Raw genomic sequence first — 24,524 nt, 5'->3', positions numbered from 1 at the left:
TTATTTGCCCTTCGCGGGCTGAGCCGGCTGTTCGGGTTGCGTCTGCGGTTGCGCCGGCGGCGGGTTCTTGGGCTGAATCACGGCGGTGATGCGACCGGCGCCCGGCTTGCTTTCGCCGCTGGCGGTGTTGTTGACCGAATAGAACTCGGCGCGGCTGTCATAGGAAATGAACTCGCCGTTGACTTCGTCGGTGACGCGCTTGCCGTCCATGCGCTGGATATGCGCGCGCTGGAACAGCTTGGAGATCTCGGTCTGCTCCGAATATTCAATACGCTCGGCCTGGCCCTCGATCCACAGGTCGGGGCCGCCGTCGCGCTTCTGGCGGAAGCTGGCCAGCGATCCCGGCGCCGCGTACAACACCGCGTATTCGTAGCCGTACTGGTCGGTGGTCAGCACCACGCGGCCGGCCTTGATCAGCAGCGTGCCGCGGGTCAACACCACGTTGCCGGTGAAGGTCTTCACCTGGCGCACGTCGTCGTAGACCATCTGGTCGGCTTCGATGTTGGTCGGCTTGGTGGTGTCGGCCTTCTCGGCGCGCGCCACGCCGCACACGGCGGCCAACAGCAGCATCGACAATAAGAGTGAGCGTTTCATAGATTCCTGTCTGGTCGGGTCTGGCGATCTTGTTGTGATGAAGGACTCAGCGTTTCTTCGGCGTCGGTTCGTAATGCCCGCGCACGTTGCCGAACAGCTGGACGACCTGGGTGGCATTGTTGGCCAGCATGCCCACGCCGCTTAAGCGGGTGGTGCCGGTGGTCATCACGACCGGCTTGTCGGTCTTGACGATCTCGTCGTCGGGCAACAGCAGCAGGTATTCCGACACCAGGTGCATCGGGTCGCGGCCGTTCGCGGCGCCGCGGATCGCATTGGCGTCGCCGTACATATGAATTTGGGTCTGGTCGTCGGTCACGCGCGCGGTGTTGGAATACAACTCCATCGGCGGCTTTTCCTTGTCCAGGCTGTGCACTACCGGCTTGGTGATCTCGAAGGAGTCATCGGTCGGGAAGTGGACCATTTTGGTGCCGGACACGTCATAACGCGGCAGGCCGGTCGGGCCCATCTTCACGTAGCTGAAGTTTTCCAGGTAGTAGTCCGGTTTGCTGCGCGGACGTTCGGCCTGCTGCTGGTCGCCGGTCGTGCGCAGCACCTGCAGCACCCAGAAGCTGCCCAGCGCCAGCGCGATCAGCACCACCAGGATCACCCCCAGGCGGATCCGGTCCGCTGCGCGTTCGCCGCTGCGATTGCTCATGCCAGGTACGGCGCCAGCGCCGCCTCGTAATTGCCCTGCGCGGCCAGGATCAGGTCGCACACTTCGCGCACTGCGCCATTGCCGCCGGTGGCGACGGTCACATAGTCGCTGCGCGATTTCACCTCGCGGTGGCCGTTGGCCACGCAGGCCTTGAAGCCGACGCGGGTCAGCACCGGCAGGTCAATGACGTCGTCGCCGAGATAGCCGCAGTCGGTGGCCGACAGACCGGTGTGCTGCAGCAGCTGCTCGAAGGCCTGGCGTTTGTCGTGCACGCCCTGGAATACGTGGGCGATGCCCAGGTCCTTGGCCCGGCGCAGCACGAACGGCGACTGGCGCGCGGTGATGATGGCTGCGGCCGTGCCGAACTGCTGCATCATCTTGAGGCCGTGGCCGTCCAGCGCGTTGAAGCGCTTCACCGATTCGCCGTCTTCGCCGTAGAACAGGCCGCCGTCGGTCAGTACGCCGTCGACGTCGAAGATCATCAGGCGTGTGCCGGACGCCTTGGCCAGGACGGCAGGGGCGAAGGTGCTGGCAAACGAGTTGGCGTTCTGGCTGGCGGCGGCAGTCATCAGATCACCTTGGCGCGGGTCAGGTCGTGGATATGCAGCGCGCCGACCAGGGTGCCTTTCGCATCGGTCACCAGCAGCTGGTTGATGCGGAATTCTTCCATCAGCTGCACGGCGTCCACGGCCAGCTGATCCTGGTTCACGGTGCGCGGGCCGGCATGCATGACGTCGGCAATCGAGGACTTGATGAAGTCCTGGCCGCGCTCCAGCAGACGACGCAGGTCGCCGTCGGTGAACACGCCGACCGGACGGAAGGCGTCGTCGACCACGGCGGTCATGGCCATGCCCTTGCGGGTGATTTCCATCAGCGCGTCGGAGAGCGACACATCGGGGCGCACCGCCGGAATCGCATCGCCGCTGCGCATGACGTCGCGCACGTGGGTCAGCAGGCGGCGGCCCAGCGCGCCGCCCGGGTGGGAACGCGCGAAATCTTCTTCCATGAAGCCGCGCGCATCCAGCAGCGACACCGCCAGCGCATCACCCATGGCCAGCGTCGCGGTGGTGCTGGCCGTGGGCGCCAGGTTCAGGGTACAGGCTTCCTTGTCCACGCCCACGTTCAGGTGCACGGTGGACATTCTGGCCAGGCTGGAGTCGTCATTGCCGGTCATGCCGATGATCACCGCGCCCATGCGCTTGACGATGGGGACGATGGCCAGCAGTTCGGCGGTTTCGCCGGAGTTGGAGATGGCGATGAAGACGTCCTTGGGCGTGACCATGCCCAGGTCGCCGTGGGCGGCTTCGGCCGGGTGCATGAACAACGACGGCGTGCCGGTGGAGGCCAGCGTCGCGGCGATCTTGCGGCCGATGTGGCCGGACTTGCCGATCCCCGAGACCACGGCGCGGCCCTTGCAATCCAGCAAGAGATGCACGGCTTGGGCGAGCGGTTCGGAACTGTCGTCGGACAGGCGGTTTTTCAGCGCCAGGATGGCATCGGCTTCGATCTGCAGGGTCTGGCGCGCCAGCTCAAGCGCGCGGCGGGCGTCCCCGGCCGAAAAAGATGCGGGCGTGGTTTTGTCATCGGTTACACTCATAACCGAAGTATAAACGAATTAGCAAAGCAAAAAACTTGCCAGATGTAAGGAGACCCCGGATGGCGCCGCTTGCGGTTGCGATGCAACATCGTGCGCATCAGAGGGCGTAGCCAGTCTCGGGAGACCGCCCGGTTGCACCGCAAACAAGCGCCTTCACCGTGCGTGCGCCGCGTCCGCACCACAGGCATGTTTCTCGCTTGCCGATCCGATTGGTTCAGCCCGCATCCATCTATAACAAGTCGCAAGCGAATCATCCACACATGTTTTCCGGACTGGAACTGACCTTATTCCTGTTGGCCGCGGCGGTACTGGGCGTGGTCGCCTTCCGCATGATGCACCTGCCGCCCATGCTGGGCTACCTGGTGGTGGGCATCGTGATCGGCCCGCACGGCCTGGGATTTGCCGAAGACAACGAAACCACGCACGCCCTGGCCGAGTTCGGCGTGGTGTTCCTGATGTTCTCGATCGGCCTGGAGTTCTCGCTCAACAAGCTCTCGGCCATGCGCCACATCGTCTTCGGCCTGGGCGTGGCGCAAGTGGTGACCACCATCGGCGTGACCATGGTGTTCGGCTGGTTGGTGGCGTGGTACCTGCCGCAGGTCGCCGCGATCAGCTGGCAGGCCGCCTTCGCGCTGGGCGGCGCGCTCACCATGTCGTCCACCGCGATTGTCTCCAAGCTGCTCACCGAGCGCCTCGAGCTGGAGACCGAGCACGGCCGCCGCATCCTCGGCGTGCTGCTGTTCCAGGATCTGGCGCTGGTGCCGCTGTTGATCGTGGTGCCGGCGCTGGCCAACAATTCCGGCAACCTGGTGGTGACGCTGGGCTGGGCGGTAGCCAAGGCCATGGTGGTGCTCGCGCTGCTGCTGTTCTTCGGCCACAAGCTCATGCGCGGCTGGTTCAAGATCGTGGTCAAGCGCCGCTCGCAGGAGCTGTTCATGCTGAACCTGCTGCTGATCACGCTGGGCGCGGCCTGGATCACCGAGAAGGCCGGCCTGTCGCTGGCGCTGGGCGCCTTCATCGCCGGCATGCTGATTTCCGAGACCGAGTTCAAGCACCAGGTGGAGGAGGACATCAAATCCTTCCGCGATGTGCTGCTGGGCCTGTTCTTCATCACCATCGGCATGCTGCTCAATGTGCGCACGCTGATCGATCACTGGTTCATGGTCCTGTTGCTGCTGACCGGGCCGGTGCTGCTCAAATTCGGCCTGATCGCGGCGCTGGCGCGCCTGTTCGGCTCCTCCACCGGCGTGGCGCTGCGCACGGGCCTGGCGCTGGCGCAGGCCGGCGAATTCGGTTTCGTGCTGTTGAACCAGGCCGGCGCCCTGAAGCTGATCGACCCGCTGCTGATCCAGGCCATCCTGGCGGCGATGGTGTTGTCGATGCTGGCGGCACCGTTCATCCTGGCCAAATCCGACGCCATCGTCATGAAGCTGTCCGCCAACGAATGGATGCTGCAGTCGCTGGCGTTGACTCAACTGGCCACGCGCACCATGAGCGCGCAAAAGCACGTGATCATCGCCGGCTTCGGTCGCAGCGGCCAAAGCCTGGCGCGCCTGCTGGAAGAAGAGGGCATCGCCTACCACGCGCTGGAGCTGGATCCCGAACTGGTGCAGGACGCCCGCAGCGGCGGCGCCAACGTCTCCTATGGCGATGCCGCCCGGCGCGAGAGTCTGGTGGCCGCCGGCATCCACCGCGCCGCGGCGCTGGTGGTGACCTACGCCAGCACGCCCTCGGCGCTGAAAGTGCTGCACCACGCCGCCGAGCTTGAGCCGGAATTGCCGGTGATCGTGCGCAGCTACGACGACGCCGATCTGGAAAAGCTGCTCGCCGCCGGCGCCACCGAGGTCGTGCCGGAGTCGTTGGAAGGCAGCCTGATGCTGGCCTCGCACGCATTGGTGATGCTGGGCGTGCCGCTGCGCCGGGTGGTGCATCGCGTGCAGGATGCGCGCGACGAGCGCTACGCCTCCTTGCGCGGTTATTTCCACGGCGCCGCCGATGTCGAGGACGACAACGAGGGCATGAACGTGCGCCTGCAATCGGTCACCCTGATCGACGGCGCGGGCGCCGTCGGCCGCACGTTGGCCGAGATGGACTTGCAGAACCAGTGCGGTGCCGAGGTGACGATGCTCAGGCGCGGCAAGCAACGCGTCGAGGCGGCGCAAGACACCCTCCTCATGGGCGGCGACATCGTGGTGTTGCGCGGCAGTTCGGAAAACATCCTGCGGGCGGAAAAGCGCCTGCTCAGCAAATAGTCGCCTCGTCGTCCATCACCGTCGGCCTTCTTCATGGACCTCATCGAACGCATCGCCGCCATCATCCTGCCGGTCTTCGCCATCATCGCGATGGGTTATGGCTACGCGCGCTGGCGCGGCGAGGTGGTGCGCATCGACATGGCGTCGGTGAACCGCGTCTCGATGGAGGCGCTGGCGCCGCTGATGATTTTCAGCGCGCTCTCATCCAAGTCCTTTGACCTGTATCACAACGGCTGGCTGATCCTGGCCAGCGTGCTGATCTCGCTCGGATCGGGACTGCTGGCCTGGCCGCTGGCGCGCGCGCTGGGTTACGACAAACGCACCTTCCTGCCGCCGATGATGTACAACAACGGCGGCAACATGGGCCTGCCGCTGTTGCTGCTAGCATTCGGCCAGGAAGCGCTGCCGGCCGCGGTGGCGCTGTTCACCGCATCCACCTTCGTCTACTTCTCGCTGTGCGTGAAGATGATCCAGTCTGGCCGCGAGCAGCGTCCCGGCTCGCTGCTGCGGCTGGTTTCCAGCCCCATCATGCTGGCCATGATCCTGGGCGTGCTGTGCGCGCTGTTTCGCGTCAGCCTGCCCGGTCCGCTGTTCTCGGCGATGAAGCTGCTGGGCGAGGCCAGCATTCCCATCATGCTGTTTTCGCTGGGCGTGCGCATGATGGACATCAGCTTCAAGAGCTGGCACATCGGCCTGGTCGGCGCGGCCGCTTGTCCGCTGACCGGACTGCTGTGCGCGCTAGTGCTGGACCAGCTGCTGCCCCTGACCGCCGTGCAACGCGGCGAGATGTATCTGTTCGCGGCGCTGCCGCCCGCGGTGCTGTGTTTCATGGTTGCCGAGCAATATCGACAGGAGCCCGACAAGGTCGCCGCCATCGTGCTCATGGGCAATCTTGCTGCCATCGTTTTCGTGCCGTTTGGCCTTTGGCTGGGCCTGCCTGCACACTGAATTTCCCGAGGGTAACGAGAACTGCCGCCGGGCAACGGCTGGTATGGGAAATGCTTGGACTTCACCGTGATATTCCACGATATCGCCGGCCAGCGAGGGGGGTATAACTCAATGGCTGCCGTCGCGCATCCTGTTGCGGCGGACACATAGCCATATTCCAGGGGGGAAGCAAATGTTCAGCAAATTGACGATCAAGGCGCGCCTGATCTTCGTAATCGGTTTTCTTGCAATACTGCTGGTCGCTTCCGGCGTACTCGGCCTGGTGAGCCTGAACTCCACCAACGCGCAGATGCGCTCGTTGTATGAAGACCGGCTGGTTGCGCTGACGCAGCTGGAGCAGATTTCCTCTGCGCTCGATGTCGGCCGTTACGGCATTTCCACCGCCATCGTCGGCGACTCCGGCGAGATCGACAAGGGCATGGAAAAGCTGGAGAAGACCGTCAAGGACAGCGACAAGGTTCTCAAGGAATATCTCGACACCTATCTCACGCCGGAAGAAAAATCCCTGGCCGACAAGCTCGTCCCGCAGCGCCAGAAGTTCATCGCGGACGGCGTGAAGCCGGCCGTCGAAGCCCTGCGCAACCGCGACTTCCAGGGCGCAAGCGATCTCTACAACGGCGCGATGCTGCAATCCTTCAACGAGGTGCATGGCACCATGAACCAGCTGATGGACCTGCAGCGCCGGGTCGGCCGCGAACTCTATGAAGATGCGCAAAGCCGTTATCAGACCCTGGTGAGCGTGATGACCGCGGCCATCGTGATCGGCCTGGCGGTGGCGATCTTCATGGGCTTCATCCTGGTGCGCGCGATCTCGCGTCCGCTGGAGCAGGCGGTGAAGGTGGCGCAAGGCGTGGCCGCAGGTGACCTGACGCAGGACATCGAAGTGCGTAGCAAGGACGAGACCGGCCAGCTGATGGCGGCCTTGAAGGAGATGAACGGCAACCTGCTGCGCATCGTCGGCGAAGTGCGCACCAGCACCGACACCATCAACACCGCCGCCGCCGAAATCGCCACCGGCAACCTCGACCTTTCTTCGCGCACCGAGCAGCAGGCCGGCTCGCTGGAAGAAACCGCCTCGGCCATGGAAGAGCTGACCTCCACCGTCAAGCAGAACGCCGACAACGCCCGCCAGGCCAACCAGCTGGCGGCCTCCGCCTCCGACGTGGCCTCGCGCGGCGGTGACGTGGTGCGCCAGGTGGTCGACACCATGAGCTCCATCAACGACTCCTCGCGCAAGATCGTCGACATCATCAGCGTGATCGACGGCATCGCCTTCCAGACCAACATCCTGGCGCTGAACGCAGCGGTCGAGGCGGCGCGTGCCGGCGAGCAGGGTCGTGGCTTTGCGGTGGTGGCCTCCGAGGTGCGCTCGCTGGCGCAGCGCTCGGCCTCGGCCGCCAAGGAGATCAAGCAACTGATCGACGACTCCGTGGCCAAGGTCGGCAACGGCAGCACGCTGGTGGCGCAGGCTGGTGAAACCATGGAGGAGGTGGTGGCCAGCGTACGGCGCGTGACCGACGTCATGGGTGAGATTACCGCTGCCAGCCACGAGCAGAGCACCGGCATTGAAGAGGTCAACCGCGCCATCACGCAGATGGACGAGACCACCCAGCAGAACGCCGCGCTGGTGGAAGAGGCAGCCGCCGCCGCGCAATCGTTGCAGGAGCAGGCGGTGCGCCTGTCCGGCGCGGTCAGCGTGTTCCGCCTGCACGAATCGCAACAGGCGCGTACGCAGGCGGCGCCGGTGGCCGCAGCCAAGCCGGTGGTGGCGCAGGCACCCAGGCCCGCGGCTGCGCGCGTCGCACCTGCGGCCAAGCCGACCGCTGCCCCGAAACTGGCTGCAGCGCCGGCTTCGGCGTCGGCCAAATCCCCGGCGGGGGATGATGACTGGGAACAGTTCTGATGGCCTGAGCGTTATTCATCGGCAATGAAAAAGCGCAGCCTCGGCTGCGCTTTTTTCATGGACGACGCCGACGGCGCGGTTACTGATCCAGCTGGATATCCTCGGAGGCCGATGAGCGCGTTCCCGGCACCGGCGCGTTGCTCTTGCCGTGGTAGGCGAACACCGCCGAGCATTTGACTTGGTCGCTGTCATTGCGTCCCGCCGCGTGGAACAGGCCGCTGTGGAACAGCACCACGTCGCCCGGCTCCAGCGACGGCGAGACGCCCTGCGCGAACAGCGCCTGGTTGGCCGCCACTTCGGGGCGCAGAAAATCGAGCTCATCCATCTGTTCCGGCTGCAGTTGCAACTGGTGCGAGCCGGGAATGAACTTGAGGCCGCCGTTTTCCGGTGTCTCCACGCCCAGCGCCAGCCACACCGAAATCAGTTCGTTGCGCGGGAAGGACCAGTAACGGATGTCGCGGTGCCAGCCGGTGGCGGTGCCGAAGGTCGGGTGCTTGGTCATCACGCAATTGTGATGGGCCAGCGTGATGCAAGCCGGCTCGCCGAACAACTGGCGCAGCATGGCCACCAGGCGGGGATCGGACGCCCATTCGCGGTAGGCGAGGTCGCGCTGCCAGGCGGCGCGCAGGCGTCGTGCGGTGCGGCCGCCCTCGGCCTCCAGTGAGGCGGGCGCGCCTTCATAGCCGACTTCAGCTTCGTATTCCAGGGGGGCGACGGCGCGGCGCAGGTGATCCTGCGTCACGGCCATCAGGCGTTCGCGCTGCTCGGGCGCGACCATGCCTTTGAGCACCAGATAGCCTTCCTTGCGGAAGGTTTCTACCTGGGCGGGCGACAGCGGGTTTGACATGTGGGACTTTCGGGGTTGCACGGCGGGAGTGTTTTTCTCCCGCCTTCATTGTGCGCCTGATGGCGGCCAGGCGCACGACACTACGCCTTTGCCGCCGGCGCGCAAGATACAGATGACGGCTTTATCTGTATCGTTTGCGCGCGCTCAAGCCGGTCTTGCTTTTCTTGCTTACTTTTTCTTCTTCAACAGCGGGGCCAGGTACTTGCCGGTGACGCTGGCCGGGTTCTTGGCCACATCCTCCGGCGTGCCGGCCGCGACGATCTTGCCGCCGCCCGCGCCGCCTTCGGGGCCGAGGTCGATGATCCAGTCGGCAGTCTTGATGACGTCCAGGTTGTGCTCGATGATGGTCACCGTGTTGCCCTGGTCGCGCAGGCGATGGATCACCTTGAGCAGCAGGTCGATGTCGTGGAAGTGCAGGCCGGTGGTCGGCTCGTCCAGGATATACAGCGTGCGGCCGGTGTCGCGCTTGGATAGCTCCAGCGACAGCTTCACGCGCTGCGCTTCGCCGCCCGAGAGCGTGGTCGCGCTCTGGCCCAGCTTGATGTAGCCCAGGCCGACATCCAGCAGCGTCTGCAGCTTGCGCGCGATCAGCGGCACCGGCTTGAAGAACTCGTGCGCGTCTTCCACCGTCATGTCGAGGATCTCGGTGATGTTCTTGCCCTTGTACTGCACTTCCAGCGTCTCGCGGTTGTAGCGCTTGCCGTGGCAGACGTCGCAGGGCACATACACGTCCGGCAGGAAGTGCATCTCGACCTTGATCACGCCGTCGCCCTGGCAGGCTTCGCAGCGGCCGCCCTTGACGTTGAACGAGAAGCGCCCGGCGCTGTAGCCGCGCTCCTTGGCCATCGGTACGGTGGCGAACAGGTCGCGGATCGGGGTGAACAGGCCGGTATAAGTCGCCGGGTTGGAGCGCGGGGTGCGGCCGATGGGCGCCTGGTCGACGGCGATCACCTTGTCGAAGTGCTCCAGCCCGCCGATCGCCTCGTGCGCCGCCGGTTCGGTCTGCGAGCCGTACAGGTGGCGCGCGGCCGATAGATACAGCGTGTCGTTGACCAGCGTCGACTTGCCCGAGCCGGACACGCCGGTCACGCAGGTCAGCAGGCCCACCGGCAGTTCCAGGTCGACGTTCTTCAGGTTGTTGCCGGTGGCGCCGGAAATGGTCAGCATGCGCTCTTCGTCGCACGGCGTGCGCTTCTTGGGCACGGCGATTTCCAGCGTGCCGTTGAGGTACTTGGCGGTCAGCGACTTCTTGTTCTTCAGGATCTCTTCCAGCGTGCCCTGGGCGATCACGTCGCCGCCGTGCACGCCGGCGCCGATGCCCATGTCGACCACGAAGTCGGCGGTGCGGATGGCGTCTTCATCGTGCTCCACTACCAGCACGGTGTTGCCGATGTCGCGCAGGTGGCGCAGGGTGTCGATCAGGCGGTCGTTGTCGCGCTGGTGCAGGCCGATGGAGGGTTCATCCAGCACGTACATCACGCCGGTCAGGCCCGAGCCGATCTGCGAAGCCAGGCGGATGCGCTGCGCCTCGCCGCCGGAGAGTGTGTCGGCGCTGCGTTCCAGCGAGAGATAGTCGAGGCCGACGTTGTTCAGGAAGGTCAGGCGCGAGACGATTTCCTTGATGATGCGGTCGGCGATTTCCTTTTTGGCGCCGGTCAGCTTCAAGGTTTCGAAGAAGGACAGGGTCTCGCGCAGCGGCGTGGCGGCCACTTCATAGATGGCGCGCTGTTGCTTGCCGGCGCCGACTTTCACGTAGCGCGCTTCCACCCGGAGGCGGGCGCCGTGGCAGGACGGGCATTGCTTCTCGTTGATGAACTTGGCCAGCTCTTCCTTGACCGCCATCGAATCGGTCTCGCGGTAGCGGCGCTGCAGGTTGTTGACCACGCCTTCGAAGGTGTGCTCCTTGACCACCGTGCGGCCGCGCTCGTTGACGTAGGCGAACGGAATGGTCTGGCGGCCGGAGCCGAACAGCACGGCCTGCTGCGCCTTGTCGTCCAGCTGCTCGAAGGGCACGTCGAGGTCGAAACCATAGTAGGCGGCGATGCTGGTCAGCATCTGGAAGTAGAACTGGTTGCGGCGATCCCAGCCCTTGATCGCGCCCGAGGCCAGCGACAGGTTGGGGAAGGCGACGATGCGCTTGGGGTCGAAGAATTCGATGTGGCCCAGGCCGTCGCACTCGGGACAGGCGCCCATCGGGTTGTTGAAGGAGAACAGGCGCGGCTCCAGCTCCTGCAGCGAGTAGCCGCAGATCGGGCAGGCGAACTTGTTGGAGTACAGGTGTTCTTTACCGCCGTCCATTTCAAGCGCGATGGCGCGGCCGTCGGCCAGGCGCAGCGCCGTCTCGAAGCTTTCGGCCAGGCGCTGCTTGATGTCGGCCTTGACCTTGACGCGGTCGATCACGACGTCAATGGTGTGCTTCTCGGTTTTCTTCAGCTTGGGCAGCTCGTCGACTTCATACACCTTGGCCGTGCCGGTGCCGCTCTGGATGCGGAAGCGGATGAAGCCCTGAGCCTGCATCTCTTCGAACAGGTCGGCATGCTCGCCCTTGCGGTTGGCCACCACCGGCGCCATGATCATCAGCTTGGTGTCTTCGGGCAGCGCCAGCACGGCGTCCACCATCTGCGACACCGACTGCGCTTCCAGCGGATGCTCCGGATGGTCGGGGCAATAGGGGGTGCCCACGCGCGCGTACAGCAGGCGCAGGTAGTCGTGGATTTCGGTCACCGTCCCCACGGTGGAGCGCGGGTTGTGCGAAGTCGCCTTCTGCTCGATGGAAATCGCCGGCGACAGGCCTTCGATCATGTCGACGTCGGGTTTTTCCATCAGTTGCAGGAACTGGCGCGCGTAGGCCGAGAGCGACTCGACGTAGCGGCGCTGGCCTTCGGCGTACAGGGTGTCGAACGCCAGCGAAGACTTGCCCGAACCGGACAGCCCGGTGATCACGATCAGTTTGTTGCGTGGGAGGTCTAGGTTGATATTCTTCAGATTGTGCGTACGCGCGCCGCGAATGCGAATTTCTTCCATGGATGCCTTCAGCTAGGTTTTCCTGCCGCCGCGTAGCTCGTGGCCATCTGCGGGGGAACGGTGGGACAACATGTAACTATAACAGGACTGCCATCGGCCGGCAGGGCGGTCCGGCGTCCCAGAAAGCCCATGTGGGAGCAGGATGGAAAAATCAAAGCGCGGCAATAAAAAAAGCCGGCGCAAGGCCGGCTTTCCTGTCTTGTCTCTTGTCCCTTTTTCTTGTGTAACCGGCAAGCCGACCACGCTGCGGGCGGCTTACTGCGCGCGGCGATACACGTACAGCATCTGTCCTTCGTCGCCATCGCGATGGCCTTGCCAGACCCGCGTCCAGTTGCCGGGCGGCAGCGCCGGTTTGGTGGGCGAGCCCTGGATCAGCCAGTTGCAGGCGGTCTGGCCGACGGTGTCGATAGGCTGGTGCTGGATGCCGACGTAGTAGTACAGCATCGGGGCTTCGGATTCGCCCAGGTTCTGGCTCGCCATGCATTGGTCGTTTTGCCACGTGCCGGTGATCGTGGTGCGCAGATCCTTGTAGACGTATTCATAACTTTTGCCGTAGTCGCCCCAGGGCAGCAACAGGGTGTAGGTCAGGCCCCACAGCAGCGTGATGCCGCCGAACCAGCTGAAGGCGCCGCGCCATTGTCCGGACAGGCGGATCTTGTCCAGGCTCCACAGCCACAGGGCCGTCATGGCGATTGCGCCGGCCACGGCCAGCGGCTGGAACGGCATGACGAAGCCCAGCGGCAGCCACTTGCCGAAATAGGCGATCCAGTGGTGATACTCGACCGGCATGGAGGAAACGATGTAGGTAGCCCAGATTACCGTCGCCAGGAAGGCGAAGGCAAAGCGTGCGAACCAGTCCCAGGCGAGATGCAGCCAGCCGGGCAGGCGGATGATGGCAGGGGCGCCGACCATCACCAAGGGCAGCAGCACCGGCAGCAGGTACAACTGGCGCGCAGTGGCCGAGCTTTGCAGCACGGCAATGCTGATCATGACAAAGCTCAGCGGCAGCACGACGCGCGGGTTGCCCAGGCCGCGCCAGCCGCCGGCGCCAATGGCCAGCACCGCCAGCACCGAGCCGGGCAGGGCGAAGCCGGACAAGGCACGGAAGATCACGGTGTGGTCGTTGTCCGAACCCAGCTTGGCCACCGAGAAGCCGAAGAAGCGGCCGACGTTGTTGTCCCAGAACCATTCCATGAACAGCGGCACCGAATGCTGTGCCAGCAGCGCCGGCCAGATCAGGAAGAAGGGCAACGAAACCAGCACCGCCATGCCGACCATCTTCCAGTACGACCACGAGCGGCATTCGCGCACCAGCACGCCCACGCAGACGGTGGTGGCGGCGAAGATCAGCGGCACGAAGAGGCCCTTGGTCATCTGCGTGATGCCCACGCCCAGGCCGAACCACAGCGCGGCGGCCAGCGTCGGCGTGCGGCGCTGCACCTCGAGGGCAATGCGCAGCAGGCCGTAGGTCGCCATGCTGGCGCCGCTGACCAGCGCGACATCGGTGAACATGTCATGCGCATGCTTGACCATGCCCGGCGAGCCGGCATACAGCGCCAGTGTTCCCAGCACCGGCAGGCTCAGCAGCCGGCGCTCGTTCCACAGCAGCTGGGCGATGCGGGCCACGAACGCCAGGGTGATCAGGTTGTAAAACACGCTGGCCAGGCGTGCGCCGTCGTGGTACTCCAGCAGCGGATAGAAAAGGTGGGCGAACAGCGTGGCCGTCCAGTAATAGAGCGGCGGCTTTTCCATGAACGGCTCGCCGGCATTGGTGGGCACCAGGTAGTCGCCGGACACCAGCATGTGATGGATGATGCCGAAGGTATAGGTCTCGTCCTGTTTCCACGGACCGTGGGCGAAGATACCGGGCAGCAGCCAGGCGCAGGCAATGGCCGCCAGCATCAGCCAGACGCGCACGGCCGAAGCGCCTTTGCCATGGCCTGTGGCGGCCTTGCGTCCGGACGAAGCGGAAGACTCCGATTCAAGCTCTGGAGCCGAAATAAAGAAAAACATGCGGATATAAACGCCAGTCGGCGAGCGCGCCGACGAGAAGTGCAAAAAACCAAAGCCTCGGCGCAAACGGCAACTGGATATCGTTACCGGTACAGCGCTCCAGCTTCCCCTGGATCCCCTAAACACACTGAGTGGTTGCTGTCTTTTTCCAGGCGATGGTTATTGCTTTTGGGAAATGCGAGTAGATGTCGCGTCCCAGAGGCTTTTATAGGTTAAGCAGAAAAATGAGCAGCCAAGTATTTTTGCATAATTCTTTATAAACAAACGCCGTTTTTGGAAAGTCGCCACAAAAAATCATCGAAATACGAAGTGAAGTGTTGGCTTGATACAGCACATGGAAATCCACGAATGCGCATGGCCGGTATTGCCTCCCACAGCATGAGGCGCGAGCCGTTGCTGGTACCATAGCGTCTTTGTTCCACAGCCAGCGCGCACATACAGATTGCGCGGCCGCCATTTCGTCATGACCCAGTCCTTAAGCTCATCCGCACAGCCTGAAAAATCCGGCATGTCGCGCGCCGAAGTACGCGCTTCGGCATCGCTGGCATCCATCTTCGCCCTGCGCATGCTGGGGCTGTTTCTGATCCTTCCAGTGTTCGCGGTCTATGCCAAGGGTTTGCCGGGCGGCGACAACGCAGCCTTGGTCGGACTGGCGATGGGCATCTACGGCCTGGCGCAATCGTTCGGCCAGATTCCTTTCGGCATGGCCTCCGACAAGTACGGCCGCAAGCGCATCATCGTCATCGGCCTGGTGCTGTTCGCGCTGGGCTCGTTCATCGCCGCCGCTGCGCCTAGCGTGACTTGGGTGATCGTCGGCCGCGCCGTCCAGGGGGCTGGCGCGATCTCGGCCGCCATCACCGCCTTCATCGCCGACTCGACCCGGGAAGAACACCGCACCAAGGCCATGGCCATGGTCGGCGCCTCGATCGGCCTGACCTTCGCCGTCTCGCTGGTGGCTTCGCCGGTGCTGTATCGCCTGATCGGCATGGGCGGCATTTTCGGCCTGACCGGCGTGCTGTCCATTCTGGCTATCGCCGCCGTGCTGTGGCTGGTGCCGGACGCGCCCATGGCCCAGGCCAGGCGTGTGCCGCTGGGCGAGGTGCTGCGCAATGCCGAGCTGATGCGCCTGAATTTCGGCGTCTTTACACTGCACATGACCCAGCTGGCCATGTTCGTGGTGCTGCCCGGCGCGCTGGTGCAGTATTCCGGCATCGCCGTGGACGAGCACTGGAAGATCTACCTGCCGGTGGTGCTGGCTTCCTTCGTGCTGATGCTGCCGCCGGTGTTCGTGGCCGAGAAGCACGGTCGCATGAAGCAGGTGTTCGTCGCTTCCATTGTCCTGCTGCTGCTGGTGCAGCTGGGCTTCTGGGCGGTCCTCTCGCAAGGCGTGGTGCACTGGTGGATGCTGGTGGCGCTGCTGTTCCTGTTCTTCGTGGCCTTTAATATCCTGGAGGCGTCGCAGCCCTCGCTGGTGTCGCGCATCGCGCCGCCGGCGGCCAAGGGCTCGGCGCTGGGCGTCTACAACACCCTGCAGGCGCTCGGCCTGTTCTGCGGCGGCGCCCTGGGCGGCTGGCTTAAACAGAATGTGAGCATCTCGGCAGTCTTCCTTCTCTGTGCGGCGGTGAGCCTGTCCTGGCTTATAATCGCGGCTAACATGAAAAACCTGCCGCGGCGCGCAGCCCGTGCGGCGGGTGCAACTGCTTAATCGTATTCAGAAAGTAATCCAGGAGAAACAATGGCATCGGTCAACAAAGTCATCATCGTCGGCAACCTCGGACGCGATCCGGAAACGCGCTATATGCCGAACGGCGAAGCGGTCACCAACATCGCCGTCGCCACGACCGAAAGCTGGAAGGACAAGAACAGCGGCGAGAAGAAAGAACTCACCGAATGGCACCGCATCACCTTCTACCGCAAGCTGGCCGAGATCGCAGGTCAGTACCTGAAGAAGGGCTCGCAGATCTACGTTGAAGGCCGCCTGCAGACCCGCAAGTGGCAGGACAAGGAAGGCGTCGAGCGCTATACCACTGAAATCATCGCCGACACTATGCAGATGCTGGGCGGCCGCCAGGGTGGCGGCGGCGGGGCGATGGATGAAGGCAGCTACGGCGGTGGCGGTGGTGGTGGTGGTTACGGCGGCGGCGCTTCGCGCCAGAACGCCGGCGGTGGTGGTGGCGGCATGGGCGGCGGCGCTCCGCGTCAGCAACCGGCCCAGCGCCCGGCGCCGAACTTCTCGGACATGGACGACGATATTCCGTTCTGATCCGTACGTCGCTCTGGATGAGCGCGCCGTTCCCGGCGCGGATAAAAGAAAACCCGTGGACATGTCCGCGGGTTTTTTATTGCCTATACGGCTGGCGATGTGCGGGCAACGGGGCCTGGCTCAGTGGTCGAGATGCACGCCCTGCTTTTCCACCAGCAGCCGCAGCGTGGCGCGGTCAGGCTGGGCGTCGAAATAAAGCGCCAGCGCGGCCGGGAACTCCGGTTGTTCCGGAGCGGCCTCGGCGAACAGCGTCATCGAGGAGTGGAATTTCAGGTCGTCGGGCGTGCCGAAGAGCTCACGCAGCGTGCGCTGCGGCCTTGTCTTGTGCATCTCCAGCACCAGCCGCGTGCATTCGATTAGCCGTGGGCCGAGCACCGGGTGGCGCAGGTATGCCTGGGCTTCGCCCAGCGAGCGCAGGGCGAAATGGCGCGCCGTGTCGCTATGGCCCAGGCCGGCGATTTGCGGGAAGATGAACCACATCCAGTGGCTGCGCTTGGCGCCGGCGCGCAGTTCGTCCACCACGTCGTCAAAGAGAGGTGCTTGTGCGCCAACGAAACGTTGCAGCGAATAGGGATCGTTCATCACCGCCGCGGCATTCACGCGCCTACCGGCGGCGCAAAGTCGCCATCCTTGCGCTGGGCCGCCATCAGGGGCGGGCGCGCCGCCTCGGGCGTGTGAGACTGGGTGCCGTCGGCTACCACGCTACTTTCCTGTGCAACTGCCTGCATATCTTGCTCGCCCATGGTCAGGGGGAGGCCGGAGAGGGTTTCGCCGCGCTGGCGGCGGATGATGGCGTCGGCCTTGCGCATGGCGGGTTTGGCCAGGGCTGCCAAGGCCAGTGAGCCCAGTGCCAGCATGAACATCGATTTGGTTTGCATCGCCGCTCCTGTGAGATGAGGGAATGAAACTTCATTATCGCCACGATGGGCGGCTTTTCAATGTCGGACAATGACGCAATGCGGCGTCGGCGAGGGCAGGATAAGCGGATGAGCCGGAGGGAGATAGGATGCGGCGCAAGCGGACGCCAGAAAGACAAAAGGGCCCATCTTGCGATGGACCCTTTATATCTGGTGCGGCTGGCAGGAATCGAACCCACGACCCCTTGGTTCGTAGCCAAGTACTCTATCCAGCTGAGCTACAGCCGCGTTAAGGAGCGAGATTATATAGCGGTTTTCAAAATATGCAAATCTTTTTTATTCGAGCCCATCAATAGACCGGGCTCGTCCTGAACGGGTGGTACTGGAACAGCCAGGTCTCTGACAGCGCCTGGCCCTGTTCGCGCAGGAACAGGCGCAGGTCGACCGGCTCCTCGCCCTCCACCGTCAGGTCGAACTGGGCGCGCCAGTGGCCGGGCACGCCGTTGGGCACCGGTTCGGTAAAGACATAGGAGAAGCTGCCGCGCGAGGCGCTCAGGACGGCCTCGGGCCTGGCGCCGTAGGGGAGTTTTTCCAGCGGCGCGCCCTTGAACTCCACCATGAACTTGCGCACGTTGGGCGGACGCGGCTGGCCGGGCTGGCCGCCGTTGCCCAGGCGCGTGGCCACGCAGCGCGCCAGCGACGAAGGGAAGGGTTCGTCCTTTTGCCAGTAGAGCCGGTAGCGCAGACGATAGGCCGACCCGGCGCTTGCCCGGGCCTTGGGTACCCACATGGCGACGATGTTGTCGTGGATTTCGTCGTCGGTGCGCAGCTCGATCAGCTGCACCGCGCCGTCGCCCCAGCCTTCCAGCGGCTCCACCCACAGGCTGGGCCGGCGGTCATAGAGCACGCCGTCCTGGTAATGGTCGAAGTCGCGGTCGCGCTGCAGCAGGCCGAAGCCGCGCAGGTCGCTGTCGGCGAAGGATGAGGCCATGGTGCGCGGCGGGTTGTTGAGCGGGCGCCAGATGTGTTCGCCGTTGCCGCCCCAGATGGCCAGTCCGTCGGAGTCATGCACCTCCGGGCGCCAGTCAACGCCGGCGCCCTTGACGGTTTCCGAGAACCAGTACATCGAGGTGGCCGGCGCCAGGCCCAGGCGCGCGACGTCGCGGCGCAGGAACAGCGATTTGTCGATCTCCATCGTCACGCCTCGGGCGCGGCGCATCGTGAACTTGTAGGCGCCGGTCACGCTGGGGCCTTCCAGAAGGGCGTAGACCACCACGGTGTCGCTGCCGGGCGCGGCGGGTTCGAAGAAGAATTGCGTGAAGTCGGGGAATTCCTCCTGCTTGCCAGCTTCGGCCACGTCGATGGCGATGCCGCGCGCCGACAGGCCGTACTGGTATAGGTCGCCGATGGCGCGGAAATACGAGGCACCGAGGAAGGCGACCCAGTCGTTCTTGCGCCAGTCCTTTTTCTGCTGGTCGGCCCGCCGGCTTTCCTGGAAGCGAAAGCCCGCAAAGCCGCTGCCCGGCGGCAGCTGGTGCGCGGGGCTGTCGGCCGGCATGTCGAAGTAATGGTCGTCGTAGAGGATTTCACGCGCGCGCGTGGCGCCAGGCGAGCTGTCTCCCGCGCCGTCCAGCACGAACATGCGCACCGGCACCCGGAAGAATTTTCCGAGGTGGAAGAAGGTCAGCGGAAACTGTCCCGGGCCGTCAGCGAAGGGCGCGTAGTCGGTGTTGAATTTGATCTTGCCGTGCGCCTCGTAGTCGATCTGGTCGAGGATCTCGCGCGACGCCTTGTCGTACGGGCGATAAGGCGTCTTCGCCATGTCGCGCGCGCGGGCGATCAGGGCCTCGAAGGAAAAGCGTTCGGCCGATCCCATCTTCATGCGCGCGGCCGCCAGCGCTTCCGGGGGAATTCCCAACGCGGCAAGCGCGGCGGCTGCGGTGGCGGAGGCGAGGAAACGGCGACGATCAGGCATGGGCGGACTCGGAACAAGGTGTGGACGATGGGCGGCCGAGGCGGGCTCTGATGATCCGGCCCGGTGGCCGTGGACGGCCGGCGATGCTCAGCCGTGTCTTCTACAGAGTCGCGGCGTGCGGCGATGGTTCCGCCGGGGATCGCCGGCGATGTCTTTGCGGCAATGTGCTGCCGCTGCACGTGGACGCATCCGGGCAAAGCCGGTACAATCCGGCCCGTCATTGGGGAGTAGTCGCCTTCCACCCTGAGGAGGGGCCCGCGTCAACATACTTGATCCACAGATCATGGCGCGGGCGGTTCCAACAGCTTGACAAGACCTTTGACCACGTTGCCTCTGGAATGGCCGGAGAGCGCGCGTGGTCATTCGTCCGTGTCCGGCCATGGAGAGAAAACCCAATGGATGCATTCCTTGTTTCCACAGGCATCGTCGCACTCGCCGAGATCGGCGACAAAACCCAGCTGCTGGCCTTCATCCTGGCCGCCAAATTCCGCAAGCCCGTTCCCATCATCTTCGGCGTCTTGGTCGCGACCATCGCCAACCATGCCTTCGCTGGCGCGCTCGGCGCGTGGATCACCTCGCTGGTGTCCCCGGAGGTTTTGCGCTGGGTGCTGGGCATTTCTTTCATCGCAATGGCGGTGTGGACTTTGATTCCCGACAAGTTCGATGAGAGCGAGGCCAAGTTCGGCCGCTTCGGCGTCTTCGGCACCACCTTGCTGACCTTCTTCCTGGCCGAGATGGGCGACAAGACGCAGGTCGCCACCGTGGCGCTGGCCGCGCAGTACCACGCCTTCGTGCCGGTGGTGGCCGGCACCACGCTGGGCATGATGATCGCCAACGTACCGGCGGTGGTGTTGGGCGACCGTATCGCCGGCAAGATCCCGGTGCGCGTGGTGCATGCCATTGCCTCGGCGATTTTCGCCATCCTTGGCGTGGCCACCTTGCTGGGGGCGGGCGAGTCGCTGGGGTTCTGACCCGGCGGAATTGCCGGATGCGCATCCGGAAAATCCGACGCGCAAAGAAAAAGCCCGCTGCATGCAGCGGGCTTTTTTCATGCTGACCGCGGGGCGGCGCCGATGATGCAATGGCGCGCCGCGTCGCGGATCAGTATTCCCAGAACATCTTCTGGATTTCCTTGGTGTCGGTGGTCTTGGTCAGCGCCAGCATCAGCAGGATGCGGGCCTTTTGCGCGTTCAGGGTGTCGGAGACCACGAAGTCCAGCTTGTCGTCGTCCGCTTCGCCGTTGCGCGCCACGATGCCCTGTCCGACGCGGCTCGAGCGCACGATCACGATGCCCTTCTTGCGTGCTTCGGTCAGCGATGGCACCACGGTGTTGTTCAGGCTGCCGTCACCCACGCCGGCGTGGATGATGCCCTGTGCGCCGGCGGCCACGAAGGCGTTCAGTGCGATCGGGTTCATGTTGGCGTAGCCGTAGACGATGTCGACTTGCGGCAGCTTGTCCAGGTTGGAGACGTCAAACGGCGTGTCAGCCGTGTTCTTGCGGGTCGACTGGCGATAGAAGAACGGCTTGCTGCCCTGGATGTAACCCAGGTAGCCCAGTTCCGGCGTCTTGAAGGTATCCAGCGTGGAGGTGTTGGTCTTGGTGACTTCGCGACCGGCGTTGATCTGGTCGTTCAGGGTGACCAGCACGCCCTTGCCGATGGCTTCCTTGGAGCCGGCCAGCAGCACCGCGTTGTACAGGTTGATCGGGCCGTCGGCGCTGATGGCGGTCGACGGGCGCATCGCACCGACGATCACCACCGGCTTCTTGCTCTTGACCACCAGGTCCAGGAAGTAAGCGGTTTCTTCAATGGTGTCGGTGCCGTGGGTGATCACGATGCCGTCCACGTCGCTTTGCGCCAGCAGCGTGTTCACGCGCTTGGCCAGTTTCAGCCAGGCGTCGTTGTTCATGTTTTCGCTGGCGATCTGCATGGTCTGCTCGCCGCGCACGTTGGCGACCTTCTTCAGCTCGGGAACGGCGGCGATCAGCGCATCCACGCCAACCTTGGCGGCGGTGTAGCCGACGGTGGTGGTGCTGGTGGCGCCGGTGCCGGCGATGGTGCCGCCGGTCGCCAGGATGACGACGTTGGGGAGGTTCTGCGCTTGTGCGCTTGCTGCTGCCGCCAGGCAGAGCAGGACCAGCATCTGGCCGAAGAATTTCTTGATGAGCATGTGTGCCTCTGTACGTGTGGATTGGTAGTTGTTATGGCTCGGATGCATCCGTCGCGCACGTCATGCGGGCGTGAGCGGCAGGCTGCGGAGCGCGACCAAGATAGCACTCGCTCGCGTTGCGATCAAAGCTTTTTTTACGCCATGGGAATGCTGCACCGCCACTGGGATTGGGTGCACCCGGATGAGCCGTTGAGGCACCATTGCGGAGCGAAAATTACACTCTTTGCTCGCAATTTGGATCCATTGTTTCCGGCTTTGGAGCCAAAGGAAAAATGGCAAGGCAGAATCCAGAAGATAGCACCGATGCGACACGGCGCAAAGCGAAGGAAGCAAGCAATAGACCGTGCTGATGCGGTGATCGTGAAGCCCTCCCGACTCGGGTAAGATGGCATTGCATACAAGGAATGTTCAATGGCCGACGTTGGTCGGCAAGTCGTACGCGGCGCATCTTGTCGAGCTTGTGCCGTGCGCGCCAATGACGGAGAAAATGATGTTTGCCACAGAAAAATTCACCGACCCCGAAGCCGCTTACGCGCGCGTCCTGGAAATCTACGAACACAACACGTCCATCCTGCGCGACGCCTTTCGCAAGTTCTCTTCCAACGAAGCCCTGGAGCAGCGCGTGCGCGCCTGCTATCCCTTCGTGCGCATCACCACCGAGAAGGCGACCCACACCGATACGCGCCAGTCCTTCGGTTTCGTCGCCGGCCCCGGTTGCTACCAGACCACGATCACGCGTCCGGCGCTGTTCCACAACTACCTGCTGAGCCAGTTCAAGCTGGTGCTGCAGAACCATCAGGTGCCGCTGGAAGTGGGCGTGAGCGAGTTGCCGATTCCGGTGCATTTCGCCTTCCCCGAGGGGATTCACGTCGAGGGTAGTCTGGATCCCGAGCACCTGCGGACCTTGCCCGACCTGTTTGACCTGCCCGATCTCGCGGCCATGGACGACCGCATCGCCAACGGTACGTATGAAGCAGACAACGGCGCATGGCGCGACGGCGTGCATCCGCTGGCGCTGTTCACCGGGCCGCGCATCGACTATTCGCTGCACCGTCTGCGCCACTACACCGCGACCTCGCCGGATCAGTTCCAGCGTTATGTGCTGTTCACCAACTACGCCTTCTACGTCGACGAGTTCGTGCGCCTTGGGCGCAGCCTGATGGAAGCCACCGACGATCCGAACGAGCGCGCCTATCGCCAGCAGTACACGGCCTTCGTCGAGCCGGGCAACGTCACGACCTACAGCGCCAACCAGGAAGGCGGACGCGCGCAGTCGTCGACCGGCGTCGCGCCGGCGCGTCAGCCGCAGATGCCGGCATACCACCTGCAGCGCGCCGACGGCACCGGCATCACGCTGGTCAATATCGGCGTGGGGCCCTCCAACGCCAAGACCGTGACCGACCACGTCGCGGTGCTGCGTCCGCACGGCTGGCTGATGCTGGGGCATTGCGCCGGCCTGTCGGCCTCGCAGCGCATGGGGGACTACGTGCTGGCTCACGCCTACGTGCGCGACGACCATGTGCTGGACGACGACCTGCCGCTGTGGGTGCCGATCCCGGCGCTGGCCGAAGTACAGCTGGCGCTGCAGGACGCGGTGGCCAGCATCACCCAGCTCGAAGGTTATGAGCTGAAACGCATCATGCGCACCGGCACCGTCGCCTCGGTGGATGACCGCAACTGGGAGCTGCGCGACCACCGTACGCCGCTGCTGCGCTTCTCGCAGAGCCGCGCCATCGCGCTGGACATGGAAAGCGCCACGGTCGCCGCCAACGGCTTCCGCTTCCGCGTGCCTTACGGCACCTTGCTGTGTGTGTCCGACAAACCGCTGCACGGCGAGATCAAGCTGCCCGGCATGGCCAACAGCTTCTATGAGCAGCGAGTGAAGCAGCATTTGCAGATCGGCATCCGCGCCCTGGAGCTGCTGCGCAACAACGGCATTGAACAGCTGCACAGCCGCAAGCTGCGCAGCTTCGCCGAGCCGGCGTTCCGCTAAATCATCCGGGATTTCGCGCCCGCAAACAAAAAGCCCGCTGCATGTTCATGCAGCGGGCTTTTTAACGTGCGCAGGAATCATGCGGGGCGCTGTTCCAGCTTGTGGCTCAGGGTCAGCCGGTAGTACATGAATGCACCCAGCAACAAGGCCAGCACGGCAATGCATAGCGAAGGCGTGAACGAGCCGCTGCTGTGCACCAGCGCGGTGGCCAGCGGCGGGCCGGCAATCTGGCCGATGCCGTAGGCCGCCGTCATCAGGCCCATCAGGCTGCTGGCGTGCTCGTGGCGCAGACGTCGCGCTTCGCGCATGGCGAACAGGGTGATCGCGGTAAAGGGCAAGCCTAGCAGCAGGCAGCTCAAGGCAAAGCCCAATGCGTTGGGCAGCACGATGGACAAGGCCACGCCCGCCGCCTGCATCACGTAGGACCACACCAGCAGCATGCGCTGGTCGCCATGCACCGGCAGGCGGGTGGCGCCGAACGCACCCAATGCAACGCCCGCGCCGAAGATGGGCCAGAAGAAGTCCGGCCAGGCCGAACCCGGCAGCGCCTGACGCGCAATCACCGGCAGGAAGGTCGCGGTGATGATGTAGCCGAAGCCGGCCATACCGTAGGCGATCACTTGCTGGCGCACCTCCAGCTTGGTTTCCAACGGCTCCTCATGCGTGTCAGTAATGTGCGCGGTCGTGTGGGAATGCTCACGGCCGGTGTCGAAACTCAAGGTCTTCCAGATCAGTGCGGTCAATATCAGCGCCATGGCGGCAAAGGAAATCCAGCCCCAAGCTGCCAGCCAGCCGGCGTTAACCATGGCGCCAGTCAGCAGGCCGGTGACGGCGATGCCGATACCGGGCCCGCAAAAGATCACGCCCCCCAGTTCCGGATGCTTCAGCTGCGTGAGCTGTTGCAAACACCAGCCGGCCGTATAGACAAACACATAGGCGCTGGCGATGCCGGAGATGAAACGCAATCCCAGCCATACCGCCTCGTTGTGCAGCAGGCCCATGCCCAGAGTCAGGAGAATGGTGGCGGCCAGGCCCGCGCGCATCAGCGGCACCGGCTTGTTGCTGCGATGGAAGGCGCATAGCATGGCGCCGGCGAAGTAGCCGAGGTAATTGGCGGTAGCCAGCCAGCCGCCCATCTGCAAGTTGAGGCTGCCTTCATGCAGCATCATTGGTAGCAGAGGAGTGAAGGCGAAACGGCCAATGCCCATGGCTGTCGACAAGGCCAGCATGCCGGACAGACAGATCTTCCACGCCATGGCGCGGGTTTGCGGTGCGGCGGAAACATTGTTCATGCGGGCGCTCCTGGCGCTGCAGATAGTTGCAGGAGGCCTGACAGGGCGGGGCAGTTGGACGTGCTTCCCCGGCGGCTGGGAAAATTCATGGCGCCTGGTAGTTTTTATTGAGGAGGGTTCCTATGCTATCGTGTTTCAAGCA

Annotated in this window: 19 protein-coding genes, 1 tRNA gene and 1 riboswitch; of the genes, 7 read left to right on the top strand and 13 right to left on the bottom strand. The window is 64.1% G+C overall.

From position 1 onward, the window contains the following. From lptA to J8I26_RS17965, 4 genes are read right to left on the bottom strand one after another with little or no spacing between them, the layout of a single operon-like run. Positions 1–594, bottom strand: a complete 594-nt coding sequence (gene lptA / locus J8I26_RS17980; protein ID WP_209608476.1) for a lipopolysaccharide transport periplasmic protein LptA — start codon at positions 592–594, stop codon at positions 1–3. A 46-nt stretch (positions 595–640) separates the two neighbouring features. Next, entirely contained in the window at positions 641–1,249 is a 609-nt protein-coding gene (gene lptC / locus J8I26_RS17975; RefSeq protein ID WP_209608475.1) for an LPS export ABC transporter periplasmic protein LptC, read from the bottom strand. Then, on the bottom strand, positions 1,246–1,818 hold the full coding sequence (locus J8I26_RS17970) for an HAD family hydrolase (RefSeq protein ID WP_209608474.1): 573 nt from the start codon (positions 1,816–1,818) through the stop codon (positions 1,246–1,248). Before J8I26_RS17970 ends, lptC begins: the two co-directional genes overlap by 4 nt. Beyond that, a complete protein-coding gene (locus J8I26_RS17965) occupies positions 1,818–2,846 on the bottom strand; it encodes a KpsF/GutQ family sugar-phosphate isomerase (protein WP_209608473.1) in 1,029 nt (342 codons plus the stop codon). The genes J8I26_RS17970 and J8I26_RS17965 overlap by 1 nt, the downstream gene beginning before the upstream one ends. Positions 2,847–3,106: 260 nt before the next feature. Here J8I26_RS17965 and J8I26_RS17960 point away from each other — a divergent pair, with 260 nt between their 5' ends. The 3 genes from J8I26_RS17960 (at position 3,107) to J8I26_RS17950 (ending at position 7,949) form a co-directional block, all read left to right on the top strand. After that, entirely contained in the window at positions 3,107–5,098 is a 1,992-nt protein-coding gene (locus J8I26_RS17960; RefSeq protein ID WP_209608472.1) for a cation:proton antiporter, read from the top strand. 33 nt (positions 5,099–5,131) lie between these two features. Beyond that, complete coding sequence (locus tag J8I26_RS17955) at positions 5,132–6,046, top strand: AEC family transporter (RefSeq protein WP_209608471.1); 915 nt, start codon at positions 5,132–5,134, stop codon at positions 6,044–6,046. Between the two features lie 172 nt (positions 6,047–6,218). Then, a complete protein-coding gene (locus J8I26_RS17950) occupies positions 6,219–7,949 on the top strand; it encodes a methyl-accepting chemotaxis protein (RefSeq protein WP_209608470.1) in 1,731 nt (576 codons plus the stop codon). Between the two features lie 79 nt (positions 7,950–8,028). On the opposite strand, the gene J8I26_RS17945 is transcribed toward J8I26_RS17950, so the two are convergent. From J8I26_RS17945 to J8I26_RS17935, 3 genes are all read right to left on the bottom strand, one after another. Beyond that, the gene (locus J8I26_RS17945; protein WP_209608469.1) at positions 8,029–8,796 is read right to left on the bottom strand and encodes a phytanoyl-CoA dioxygenase family protein; all 768 of its coding nucleotides are present in this window, start codon (positions 8,794–8,796) and stop codon (positions 8,029–8,031) included. Between the two features lie 168 nt (positions 8,797–8,964). Beyond that, positions 8,965–11,820 (bottom strand): excinuclease ABC subunit UvrA, encoded by a 2,856-nt coding sequence (uvrA, locus tag J8I26_RS17940; RefSeq protein WP_209608468.1) that lies wholly within the window; start codon positions 11,818–11,820, stop codon positions 8,965–8,967. Between the two features lie 255 nt (positions 11,821–12,075). Next, complete coding sequence (locus tag J8I26_RS17935) at positions 12,076–13,737, bottom strand: glycosyl transferase (protein ID WP_348635336.1); 1,662 nt, start codon at positions 13,735–13,737, stop codon at positions 12,076–12,078. 559 nt (positions 13,738–14,296) lie between these two features. Between J8I26_RS17935 and J8I26_RS17930 the strand changes: the two genes are divergently transcribed. After that, on the top strand, positions 14,297–15,538 hold the full coding sequence (locus J8I26_RS17930; RefSeq protein ID WP_245200401.1) for an MFS transporter: 1,242 nt from the start codon (positions 14,297–14,299) through the stop codon (positions 15,536–15,538). Positions 15,539–15,568: 30 nt separating this feature from the next. Beyond that, positions 15,569–16,096, top strand: a complete 528-nt coding sequence (gene ssb / locus J8I26_RS17925; RefSeq protein ID WP_209608467.1) for a single-stranded DNA-binding protein — start codon at positions 15,569–15,571, stop codon at positions 16,094–16,096. Between the two features lie 120 nt (positions 16,097–16,216). Here the strand turns inward: ssb and J8I26_RS17920 are convergent, their stop codons facing one another. The 4 genes from J8I26_RS17920 to J8I26_RS17905 form a co-directional block, all read right to left on the bottom strand. Further along, positions 16,217–16,678, bottom strand: a complete 462-nt coding sequence (locus tag J8I26_RS17920) for a DUF1810 domain-containing protein (protein WP_209608466.1) — start codon at positions 16,676–16,678, stop codon at positions 16,217–16,219. A 14-nt stretch (positions 16,679–16,692) separates the two neighbouring features. Then, positions 16,693–16,974 carry a hypothetical protein gene (locus J8I26_RS17915; RefSeq protein WP_209608465.1) on the bottom strand — a complete coding sequence of 94 codons (282 nt, stop codon included), beginning with the start codon at positions 16,972–16,974 and terminating at the stop codon, positions 16,693–16,695. A gap of 190 nt (positions 16,975–17,164) precedes the next feature. Next, positions 17,165–17,241 (bottom strand) — tRNA-Arg (locus J8I26_RS17910). Positions 17,242–17,302: 61 nt separating this feature from the next. Further along, the gene (locus J8I26_RS17905) at positions 17,303–18,928 is read right to left on the bottom strand and encodes a glucan biosynthesis protein D (RefSeq protein ID WP_209608464.1); all 1,626 of its coding nucleotides are present in this window, start codon (positions 18,926–18,928) and stop codon (positions 17,303–17,305) included. A gap of 210 nt (positions 18,929–19,138) precedes the next feature. Continuing rightward, a riboswitch (yybP-ykoY riboswitch) is annotated at positions 19,139–19,314 on the top strand. A gap of 9 nt (positions 19,315–19,323) precedes the next feature. Here J8I26_RS17905 and J8I26_RS17900 point away from each other — a divergent pair. Continuing rightward, on the top strand, positions 19,324–19,899 hold the full coding sequence (locus J8I26_RS17900) for a TMEM165/GDT1 family protein (protein WP_209608463.1): 576 nt from the start codon (positions 19,324–19,326) through the stop codon (positions 19,897–19,899). Positions 19,900–20,029: 130 nt separating this feature from the next. Here the strand turns inward: J8I26_RS17900 and J8I26_RS17895 are convergent, their stop codons facing one another. After that, a complete protein-coding gene (locus J8I26_RS17895) occupies positions 20,030–21,097 on the bottom strand; it encodes a type II asparaginase (protein ID WP_209608462.1) in 1,068 nt (355 codons plus the stop codon). A gap of 490 nt (positions 21,098–21,587) precedes the next feature. Between J8I26_RS17895 and J8I26_RS17890 the strand changes: the two genes are divergently transcribed. Next, entirely contained in the window at positions 21,588–23,090 is a 1,503-nt protein-coding gene (locus J8I26_RS17890) for an AMP nucleosidase (protein WP_209608571.1), read from the top strand. 77 nt (positions 23,091–23,167) lie between these two features. Here the strand turns inward: J8I26_RS17890 and J8I26_RS17885 are convergent, their stop codons facing one another. Next, on the bottom strand, positions 23,168–24,382 hold the full coding sequence (locus J8I26_RS17885; RefSeq protein WP_209608461.1) for a YbfB/YjiJ family MFS transporter: 1,215 nt from the start codon (positions 24,380–24,382) through the stop codon (positions 23,168–23,170). Positions 24,383–24,524: the final 142 nt, after the last annotated feature.

The organism is Herbaspirillum sp. LeCh32-8, from assembly GCF_017814915.1.
GTDB lineage: Bacteria > Pseudomonadota > Gammaproteobacteria > Burkholderiales > Burkholderiaceae_D > Herbaspirillum.
Note: the sequence above shows the minus strand (reverse complement) of the source record. Positions and strands in the feature narration are given on the sequence as shown.